The sequence below is a fragment of the Methylobacterium sp. WL64 genome (assembly GCF_008039945.1).
Taxonomy (GTDB): domain Bacteria; phylum Pseudomonadota; class Alphaproteobacteria; order Rhizobiales; family Beijerinckiaceae; genus Methylobacterium.
On the sequence record NZ_VRVA01000155.1, the window covers coordinates 1 to 10017 of the forward strand.

The 10017-nt window shown below is 70.3% G+C and carries 8 protein-coding genes; 6 read left to right on the plus strand and 2 right to left on the minus strand.

Annotated features, from left to right (window positions below; all coding sequences use genetic code 11):
• Together FV242_RS30310 and FV242_RS30315 are read right to left on the minus strand one after the other, a co-directional pair.
• On the minus strand, positions 1-1354 hold a 1354-nt coding region (locus tag FV242_RS30310; RefSeq protein ID WP_246692960.1), incomplete at its 3' end, for an MdtA/MuxA family multidrug efflux RND transporter periplasmic adaptor subunit.
• 211 nt (positions 1355-1565) lie between these two features.
• Positions 1566-1745, minus strand: a complete 180-nt coding sequence (locus FV242_RS30315) for a hypothetical protein (RefSeq protein WP_147941508.1) — start codon at positions 1743-1745, stop codon at positions 1566-1568.
• Between the two features lie 332 nt (positions 1746-2077).
• Between FV242_RS30315 and FV242_RS30320 the strand changes: the two genes are divergently transcribed.
• The 6 genes from FV242_RS30320 to FV242_RS30345 form a co-directional block, all read left to right on the plus strand.
• Positions 2078-3232, plus strand: a complete 1155-nt coding sequence (locus FV242_RS30320) for an aminotransferase (RefSeq protein ID WP_147941509.1) — start codon at positions 2078-2080, stop codon at positions 3230-3232.
• 81 nt (positions 3233-3313) lie between these two features.
• Complete coding sequence (locus FV242_RS30325) at positions 3314-3817, plus strand: DUF4112 domain-containing protein (protein WP_147909983.1); 504 nt, start codon at positions 3314-3316, stop codon at positions 3815-3817.
• Between the two features lie 235 nt (positions 3818-4052).
• The gene (locus tag FV242_RS30330; RefSeq protein ID WP_147941510.1) at positions 4053-5267 is read left to right on the plus strand and encodes an ABC transporter permease; all 1215 of its coding nucleotides are present in this window, start codon (positions 4053-4055) and stop codon (positions 5265-5267) included.
• Between the two features lie 400 nt (positions 5268-5667).
• A complete protein-coding gene (locus FV242_RS30335; protein ID WP_147909985.1) occupies positions 5668-6225 on the plus strand; it encodes a MucR family transcriptional regulator in 558 nt (185 codons plus the stop codon).
• A 305-nt stretch (positions 6226-6530) separates the two neighbouring features.
• Entirely contained in the window at positions 6531-8780 is a 2250-nt protein-coding gene (locus FV242_RS30340; protein WP_147941511.1) for a bifunctional diguanylate cyclase/phosphodiesterase, read from the plus strand.
• A gap of 170 nt (positions 8781-8950) precedes the next feature.
• On the plus strand, positions 8951-10017 hold a 1067-nt coding region (locus tag FV242_RS30345), incomplete at its 3' end, for a cache domain-containing protein (protein ID WP_281407125.1).

Below are 10017 nucleotides of genomic sequence, written 5' to 3' on the forward strand. Positions count from 1 at the left end.
GCGACAAGCCCGGCGGAAAGCCGGCCGCCCCGCCCGGTCCGGCGGCCGGCTTTCCGCCGGGCTTGTCGCCCGCCCCGGTGACCGCGCCGGTCGCGCCCGCCGCCTGCGCGCCGTCCGTGATCCGGACCTCGGCGCCGTCCTTGAGCCGGTCGGTGCCGTCGGTGACGATCCGGTCGCCCGGCTTCAGGCCCGAGACCACGACGGTGTTGGTCCCGTCGGTCTCTCCGGTCTTGATCGGCCGGACCGTGACCTTGCTGTCCCCATCCATCAGGTAGACGTAGGTGCCGGGCGTGCCCTGCAGCAGGCCGGAATTCGGCACCAGCGTCGCGGCCCGCACCGTGTCGACGGTGAGCTTGGCGTTGACGAACTGGTTCGGGAACAGCTCCTCGTCGGCGTTGTCGAACTGCGCCCGCAGCTTCACCGTGCCGGTGGTCGTGTCGATCTGGTTGTCGACGGTGTCGAGGGTGCCGATCGCGATCTGGTGGGCGTCGCCTCGGTCGTAGGCGCGCACCGCGAGCTTGGCTCCCGCCCGCACCTGGCGCATCACCCGGGCCACGTCGTCCTCCGGCAGGGTGAAGATCACCGAGATCGGGTGGAGCTGGGTCACCACCACGATCGCCGTGGAGGCGGCCGAGATGTAGTTGCCCTGATCGACCTGCCGCAGGCCGACCCGCCCGTCCACCGGCGCGGTGATGTGGGTGTAGGCGATGTTGAGCTTCTGCTGGTCGACCAGCGCCTGGTCGGCCGCCACGGTGCCCTCGTTCTGCTTGACCAGGGCGGCTTGCGTGTCGACGTTCTGCTTCGAGATCGAATCCTGCCGGTTCAGCGTCTGGTAGCGCTGCAGGTCGAGCTTCGAGTTCTGCAGCAGCGCTTGGTCGCGGGCGAGCTGGCCCTGATACTGGGCGAGCAGCGCCTCGTAGGGCCGGGAATCGACCAGGGCGAGCTCGTCGCCGGCCTTGACGGTCTGGCCCTCGCGGAACTTCACCGCCATCAGGTAGCCGCTGATCTGCGACTTCACCGTCACGGTGGCGAGCGGCGTCACGGTGCCGAGGCCCTGGAGCACCACCGGCATGTCGCCGGTCGTCACGGGGGCGACGCCCACCGCCTGCGCCATGTCGCCGCCGCCATGCCGCCCGCCGCGGCCGCCGCCCTTGTGGGCCGTGGCCGGCTCGGCGGCCTTCTCGGTGCGCGCCTCGTACCAGCGGTGGCCGATCGCCCCCGCGCCCGCCAGCAGGGCCAGGATCACGAGCCAGCGGATCGGTCGGAAGCGCCGCGTGCGGACGTCGCGCGCCGGCGCCTCGCCCGGCTGGTAGGCGCGCGCCGTGTCGGTGCGGATCGGTGAACTCTCGTTCATGCCTGACTAGAGCACATGCCGGACGCCTGCGCGACCGACGGCACCCTATCCCTCGCTGTGCACGCCCCCATGGCGCATGTTCCGGCCGCCTACGCTTCGGCGGCCCGGACGGTGGCATCGGCCTACGCGGCTATCCAGGCCGGACGGTGTCCGGCGGCTGCGGCATATTCCATCGCCGGGGCCTATCGGATGCCCGGCCAATGTGCCGTCACTAGGGCGCGGAGGTTTCAGCCGTGTTGCTGGGCGCCGCGGCGGACGGGTCCGGCGCCGCATAGGCCTTCAGCACCGCGCGGAACGGCGCGTCCACGGGCGCCACCGGCAGGCCGAGCCGGAGGACGAGGCCCAGGCCGGCGATCAGCAGGGCGAGGCGTAGGGCGAGCGTCGTCCGCATGGTCGCATCCGGTGGGCCCGGCACGCTACCAGATCGCGCGACCGATCACATGCCGAAAGGGCCACCGATCCGGAGATCGATGGCCCTCGAAGAGGACCGGAGCGGCGTCTCGCTGACGGAGCGAGGGGGCAAAGCCCCGCCGGCGAGAGCGCCGCTCCAGCCGTGAGACGAACCTACGTTACGACTGATGAATGTCAACATTCGTCAGCCCCGTCGTTCGCCCGGATGGATGGGTCTGTGCGGGTGCGCACATTCCGCACGCTGCCGACCCCATGCTACATCCCGCCGATGTCCAGCCTGTCTGCTGCGCCCCAAGCGGCGTCCCGCACCGCATGAATCCGGTCTTTGCCGCCCTGCCGACCACGGTGTTCGAGACCATGTCGCAGCTCGCCCGGGCCCACGACGCGGTCAATCTCGGGCAGGGCTTCCCGGACGATCCCGGCCCCGCGGACGTGCGCGAGCACGGCGCCCGGGCGCTCCTCGACGGCTGGAACCAGTATCCGCCGATGATGGGAGTGCCGGCCCTGCGCGAGGCCGTGGCCGCGCATTACGCCCGGCACCAGGACCTCGCCCTCGACCCCGAGACCGAGGTGATGGTGACCTCCGGGGCGACCGAGGCGCTCGCCGGGGCCCTGCTGGCGCTGATCGAGCCCGGCGACGAGGTCGTGCTGTTCGCGCCGATGTACGACGCCTACCTGCCGCTGGTGCAGCGGGCGGGCGGCGTTCCGCGGATCGTGGCCCTGCAGCCGCCGGCCTTCCGGCTCGACGAGGCGGCGCTGGCCGCCGCGTTCGGCCCGCGCACGAAGGTTGTGGTGCTCAATAATCCGCTGAACCCCAGCGCGACCCTGTTCGACCCGGACGACCTGGCGCTGCTCGCCCGGTACTGCACGCGGTTCGACGTCACCGCGATCTGCGACGAGGTCTGGGAGCACGTGGTCTTCGACGGCGCCCGCCACCGGCCGCTGATGGCGCTGCCCGGGATGCGCGAGCGGACGGTCAAGATCGGCTCGGCGGGAAAGATCTTCTCGCTCACCGGCTGGAAGGTCGGCTTCGTGATGGCCGATGCCCGGCTGATGCCGGTCCTGGCCAAGGCGCACCAGTTCCTCACCTTCACCACGCCCCCCAACCTGCAGGAGGCGGTGGCGTACGGCCTCGGCAAGCCCGAGCCGTGGTTCGAGGCCATGCGGGCCGGCTACGCGGCCTCGCGCGACCGGCTGGCCTCCGGTTTGCGCGACCTCGGCTTCCGGGTCCTGCCGGCGCAGGCCACATGGTTCCTCAACATCGACATCACCGGGCTCGGCTACGCCGACGACGTCGCCTTCTGCGAGGCTCTGGTCACCCGCCACGGCGTCGCCGCGATCCCGGTGAGCGCGTTCTACCCGGACGGCTCGGTGCGCAGCCTCGTGCGCCTGTGCTTCGTCAAGGCCGACGCCACCCTGGACACCGCCCTCGCGCGGATGCGCGGCGTGGCCGGGGGTGCGGCATGATGGTCGCAGGCGCTTTGCTTGCGGGGATCCCCCGGGGGGGCCACCTCGTTGACGGTGATGGCTCTCCGACGGATCCCCACGATGGATTTCTCCCAGGCTTCCCGGACCGGCCCCTCCGCCGGCGCCAAGACCTTTCCCGGCAGCACCTTTCCCGGCAGCGCGTCGTCGCGCCTGCCGCCGTTCCTGTCGGCCGATCTCGACCGCGAGGCCAGCCTCGCCCGGCTGGAGACGCTGGCGCATTTCATGGACACGGCCTTCGTGATCCCGGGGATCAACCGGCGGGTCGGGTTCGACGCGTTGATCGGGCTCGTGCCAGTGATCGGCGACGTGGCCGGCATGGTGATCTCCTCGTTCATCGTCTACGAGGCCAAGCGCCTGGGCGCCCCCCGCTGGCTGGTGGCCCGGATGGGGCTGAACGTCGCCTTCGACGGTCTGCTCGGCGTCGTCCCCCTGGCGGGCGACCTGTTCGACGCCGCCTTCAAGGCCAACCGCCGCAATGTCCGCCTGCTGCGCCGCTGGATGGAGCGGTCCGGCGGCGTCCGCCCGAACGAGATCGAGGGCACCGCGACCCGCCTCGACGCCTGAGTGGTGTCCGGGGTTTACGAGGGTCGAAGGGTCGTAGCCCCCGTTCCGTGACCGTCTCGCTGTCCGATCTGCGGTTTTTACGCGGCGGCTCGTTCCGGCTGCGCCGTGCCCCCTCGCCCGCACGGGGGACGAGACCGGCGCCTTGCCCGGTCTCGTCTGGATCCGGCACCTTGCTCTGCCACAGCAAGGCTCTTCCGGTCCTCAAGAATCTTCTGGTTCCACAGGGTCCGCGGCCATGAACGAGACCGCGCGCGCCGGTGAGAGCGAGGTCGTCACGGTGCCGTTGCCGGGCGCCCAGCCGACCGTCCTGCGGCCCGATGAGGCCGTTCCCGCGCCGGCCCCTGTTTCGGGCGGGCGCGGCTGGCTGTCGCCGCTCAACCGGCGCCGGCTCGACACCTTCCGCCGCAACCGCCTCGGTTGCTGGTCGTTCCTGATCTTCGCGGCGCTGTTCGTCCTCAGCCTGTTCGCCGAGTTCATCGCCAACGACCGCCCGATTGTCCTGTCCTACAAGGGCGAGTGGCTGGTCCCGGTGCTGGTGGACTATCCGGAGGAGACGTTCGGCGGCTTCCTGGCGGTCACGGATTTCCGGTCGCCCGAGATCCGCAAGGAGATCGCCGAGAACGGCTGGGCGCTCTGGCCGCCGATCCGGTTCTCCTACGACACGATCAACGAGGATTTGCCGACACCCTCGCCGTCGCCGCCGACCTGGATGCTCTCGGACGCCCAGTGCAAGCCGGTGGCGGAAAAACTCGGCGGGGCGACCTGCGCCGACATCCCGTGGCACTGGCTCGGCACCGACAACACCACCCGGGACGTGCTGGCGCGGGTGATCTACGGGTTCCGCATCTCGGTGCTGTTCGGGCTGATCCTGGCCGCGGTCTCCTCGGCGATCGGGGTCGTGGCCGGGGCCGTGCAGGGCTATTTCGGCGGCTGGGTCGATCTCGCGTTCCAGCGGTTCATCGAGGTCTGGGGCGGGATACCGACCCTCTACCTGATCATCATCATCTCGGCCTTCATCGCCCCCGGCTTCTTCGTCCTGCTCGGGATCATGCTGCTGTTCTCGTGGGTGGCGCTGGTCAGCGTCGTGCGCGCCGAGTTCCTGCGGGCGCGGAACTTCGAATACGTCCGGGCCGCGCGGGCGCTCGGCCTGTCGAACCTGCGCATCATGACGGTCCACCTGCTGCCCAACGCCATGGTGGCGACGCTGACCTTCCTGCCCTTCATCCTGAACGGCTCGATCACCACGCTGACCTCCCTCGACTTCCTGGGCTTCGGCCTGCCGCCGGGCTCGCCCTCCCTGGGGGAGCTGCTGGCACAGGGCAAGGACAACCTGACCGCGCCGTGGCTCGGTCTCACCGGATTCCTGGTCATCGCCGTGATGCTGAGCCTCCTGGTCTTTGCCGGCGAAGCAGTGCGCGACGCGTTCGACCCCCGCAAGTCCTTCGCCTGAGCCCGGATCCCGCCCTCAACGGTGCCGGAACCCACAGGCGATCGGCGATCCTGCAAAAATATTTTGCGGCGCGGCGGCAAGACCGGTCAACGGCCGGGAAAGTCGCGCCAAGACCCCCCGCGGGAACTGCTGACCTTGGCCGTAACGGTCTCTCCCACCAACGAAAACCTCGCTTCCAGCCAGTGCCAGCATTCGTCGCGCAGGCCAGGATATAGCGCCGCGCAAGTGCCTGGATAATGGCGCCAATGCAACTTCAACCTGTAACCTTGGCCGGCCGATGTAGACCTGAACTTTCAATCGATCACATGGAATTGTATGGATCACCTTGCTTTTTCCTGCGGCTGTCTTAACTCGCAGTAAGCCGCCATTCCCACACACATCCAACTCAAGGAAAGCAAGAATGTCCGAAGAAGCGTCCGCATCCCAAGCGCACTATATCGAACGGACCGTGGACGTCGTTGCGGCCTATGTCGCCAACAATTCCCTGCCCCCGACCGAATTGCCCGCGCTGATCGCGAGCATCCACGAGGCGCTGAATTCGATCGGCTCCGGGCCTTCCACCGCGGCGGAAGACACTGTCGAGCGGCCGACCCCGGCGCAGGTCCGCAAGTCGATCCGCCCGGATGGTCTCGTCAGCTTCATCGACGGCAAGTCGTACAAGACCCTGAAGCGCCACCTGACCAAGCACGGCCTCGATCCGCAGGGCTACCGCGAGCGGTACGGCCTGCCGGCGGATTACCCGACCACCTCGGCGAACTACTCGGCGCAGCGCTCGGCGCTGGCCAAGAGCCTCGGTCTCGGCCAGCCCGGCCGCACCCAGCCATCCGAGAAGGAGCCGGACGTCGAGTCTGCCGCGGCGCCCGCGCCGGCCCGCGGCGGCCGCCGCAAGGCCGAGAAGGCCGAGTCCGCCCCCGCCAAGGGCCGCAGCACCAGCCGCAAGTCCGTCGAGGCCGCCTGAGCGCCAGCCCCGGTCTCCCTCCGCGCCGCTCGGCGCAGAGGGAGGCTTTCGCGCAGCCGGCCCGCAGCAATCGGACCGGAAACAAACTGGATCGCCGCGCCACGGGCCGGCCGGATACTGGCTCTCGACCGGAGACGGCCGGGAGCCATGTCATGGATACCAGCATGCGGCCCTGCTTCTACGGCCGGGCTGGTGATCACCGTAGATCGACAACCGCTGATTTAAACCTACGATAAGATTCGCTGTTTACAGTCGTGTCCTGCAGCGCCCATGAGGGTCGAGCTGAAGGGCCGGGAGCGAAATCGGTGTCGGCAGCGACCACGTCGGACTGCGTCCTGGCCGAGCAGGAGACCCTGCGTCTTCACGCCCTGGGCACGTTCCAGATCGCCGGGACCGCCCCCGAGGAGCGGTTCGACGCCATCGCCCAGCTGGCGGCACGGCTGTTCCGCGCGCCGATCGCCTACGTCTCGCTGATCGATCAGCACCATCAATGGATCAAGGCGCAAGTCGGTCTCGATCAGGTGGGCCTCGATCAGGTCGGTCTCGATCCCGCGCCGACGGCCCGCGGCGCCTCGTTCTGCACCCACACGATCCGGTCCGACGATCTCCTGGTCATCCCGGATACGCGGCGCGATCCGCGCTTCTCCGACAATCCCCTCGCCGTGAGACCGCCCTTCGTCCGCTTCTACGCCGGCGCCCCGCTGATCACCGCGGACGGCTTCCGGCTGGGGGCGCTGTGCGTGGCCGATACGGTGCCGCGCCGCCACTTCCCGGCCCGGGACCGCCGGGCGCTCGCCGACCTCGCCGCCCTGGTGGTCCAGCAGATGACCCTGCGGCGCAGCGAGCTGGCCCGGGTGTCCATGATGGGCTTCGCCAACGCCACCGAGCTGGCGCTGCTGGCGATCAGCCGCGAGGGCCGGATCCGGTTCGCCAACCAGGCCGCCGCCGCGCTGTTCGGCTACACCCACGACGAGATGCTGGGGGAGCCCTTCGATCTGATCGTGCCCGAGCGCATGCGTGCGGCCCACACGGCCGGATTGAAACGGATCTTCGCGGGCGACGCGGCCAAGGTCGCCGGCCGCACCATCGAGGTGATGGTCCGGCGCAAGGACGGTGCGGAATGCCCGGCCGAGATCGCCCTGTCGGTCTGGCACGACGAGGGCGGGCCGAATCTCGGCGCCATCATCCGGGACATCTCGGAGCGGCGCCGGCGTGAGGCCGGCCTGCTCCGCCTCGCCCACCAGGATGCTCTGACCGGTCTGACCAACCGCCGCCGGTTCGAAACCCTGCTGAACGACCTCTACCGGCGCGGCCAGCCGGCCGCGGTGCTGCTGGTCGATCTCGACGGGTTCAAGGCGATCAACGACAGCCTCGGCCACGCGGTCGGCGATGCGCTCCTGCAGGCGCTCGCGGTGCGGATCCCGGCGGTGCTGCCGCGCCGGGCCGTGATGGCGCGCCTGGGCGGCGACGAGTTCGTGGTGCTGCTGCCCGGCACCGGCGACCCCCTGGCGGCGCGCGCCTGCGCCACCGCGGTCCTGGCCGCGCTGGCCGACCCGGTCGTGGTCGAGACGCACGTGCTGCGGGCCGGCGCGAGCATCGGCTTCGCCCTCGCCCCCGAGCACGGCCGCGACGGCGAGGAGCTGCTGGCCAGCGCCGATTTCGCGCTGTACCGGGCCAAGCAGGAGGGCGGCGGCTCCGCCCGGATGTTCGCCTCCGAGATGCGCCATGCCGCGACAGCCTTGCGCAACACCCAGGACGCGCTGCTGCGCGCCCTGCACGGCGACGAGCTGGTGCTGCATTACCAGCCGCAGATCTGCCTCACGAGCGGCCGGCTCGTCGGCGCCGAGGCCCTGCTCCGCTGGCAGCACCCGGAGCGCGGCCTGCTCCTGCCCGGCACGTTCCTCCCGGCCATCAAGATGAGCCCGCTGGCGCTCCCGGTCGGCGCCTGGGTGCTGGATGCCGCCTGCCGGCAGATCGCGGCCTGGCGGGACCAGGGGCTGCCACCGTTCCGGGTCGGGGCGAACCTGTTCTCCGCCCAGTTCAAGACGGGAAACCTCGTCCGCGAGGTCTCCGACGCGCTGGCCCGCCACCGGGTCCCGCCGGAGGCGCTGGAGCTGGAGATCACCGAGCGGGTCGTGCTGCAGAACGACGACCGCACCCTCGGGACGATCCGGGACCTGCGCGCCCTGGGCGTTCGGATCGCGTTCGACGATTTCGGCACCGGCTACGCCTCGCTGAGCAGCCTCAAGCGCTTCCCGCTGACGACCCTGAAGATCGATCGCACCTTCGTGAGCGACCTGCTCACCGAGGCCAACGATGCCGCGATCACCCGTGCGATCATCCGGATGAGCAACGACCTCGGCCTCGACACGGTCGCCGAGGGCATCGAGACCGAGGGCCAGGAGGTCGTCCTGCGGGCGCTGGGCTGCAAGGTCGGCCAGGGCTTCCACTACGGACGGGCGATGCCGGCCGCCGCCCTGACGCGCCTCATGGCGGAGCGCCCGGAGACCGGCGCGTGGCTGACGACGGTCCCGGTCCTGCGCGCGGCCGGGTGAGGCGCCCGCTTCCGACTTCCCGCTGCGCGTCCTCCTGTTCGCGGACGCGGGCGGCCATCCATCGAGAAGGATGTATGGCAGGATTGTCCTCCGGTTTACGCTTTCGGCACAACAACTCATTAACGGGGGCAATATAGCCCTGTTATAGAGCGTAGTCCGAGCGTGTTCTGGTGGGTTATAAGTCAATCTTCCCGTTTTTCGCTCGGGCGGCCCGGCATGTGCGCCTGCGGCGGTGGCGGCAGGCCCGCGATCTGCGCGCCTGGACGGCCATCGGCCTCGGGCTGGTGATCACGGCCGCGGCCGCGCTGTTCATCGCCCACCTGGAGACGCGCGCGGTCGACGACAACGAGCGCAGCCTCGGCGGCCTCGCCACGGTCCTGGCCGACCAGGCGGACCGGGCGCTGCAGGCGATCGAGCTCGTCCAGGACGCCGTGCTGGCCGAATTCCGCCAGGCGGGGATCGCCGATGGCGCGCATTATGCCGAGGCGGCGTCCCGTCCCTCCATGCACACGGCGCTGAAGACCTGGATCGCGGCGCTGCCGCAGGCCAACGCCATCACCCTGGTGGACCGGACCGGACAGCTGCTGAACTTCAGCCGCTACTGGCCGATCCCGTCCGTCAACATCGCCGACCGGGACTACTTCAAGGCGCTGTCCGCCGACCCGACCCTGCAGCGCTACGTCGGCCGCCCGGTCCCGAACCGGGGGGACGGCGCCTGGACGATCTACATCGCCCGGAAGGTCGCGGCCCCGGACGGCACGTTCCTGGGCTTGATCCTGGGCGCGGTCGAGCTGAGCTATTTCGAGAGCCTGTACGATCAGATCGCGCCCGCGGACGACGCCGTGGTGTCGTTGTTCCGCAACGACGGCATGCTGCTGGTCCGGCACCCGCACCGCGAGGGGACGATCGGCCGGATCTTCCCCAGCGCCGGCGCATCCCTGATCACCGCCCGGGCCGCGCAGGGCGGCGTCCTGCGAACCGTCAGCCCGATCGACGGCCAGGATCGGCTCATCGCCGCCCACGCCCTGAAGAACTACCCGCTGGTCCTCAGCATCAGCCGCACCGCGGAGGCCTGCCTGGCGGCCGCGCACCAGCAGGCGACCATCGTGGGGGTGGCGGCGTTCCTGCTCGATCTCGGCCTGCTCGCGCTGGTGCTGCTCGGCCGCCGGCAGGCCCGCGCGCAGGATCAGCTCGCCCAGGCCGAGGCGGCCCGGGCCGCGGCCGAGGCGCGCGAGCG

Bases quoted from the DNA above. Each gene is read 5' to 3' on its own strand.
- FV242_RS30315 (WP_147941508.1), bottom strand. From the start codon at position 1,745: ATGCGGACGACGCTCGCCCTACGCCTCGCCCTGCTGATCGCCGGCCTG.
- FV242_RS30320 (WP_147941509.1), top strand. From the start codon at position 2,078: ATGAATCCGGTCTTTGCCGCCCTGCCGACCACGGTGTTCGAGACCATG.
- FV242_RS30325 (WP_147909983.1), top strand. From the start codon at position 3,314: ATGGATTTCTCCCAGGCTTCCCGGACCGGCCCCTCCGCCGGCGCCAAG.
- FV242_RS30330 (WP_147941510.1), top strand. From the start codon at position 4,053: ATGAACGAGACCGCGCGCGCCGGTGAGAGCGAGGTCGTCACGGTGCCG.
- FV242_RS30335 (WP_147909985.1), top strand. From the start codon at position 5,668: ATGTCCGAAGAAGCGTCCGCATCCCAAGCGCACTATATCGAACGGACC.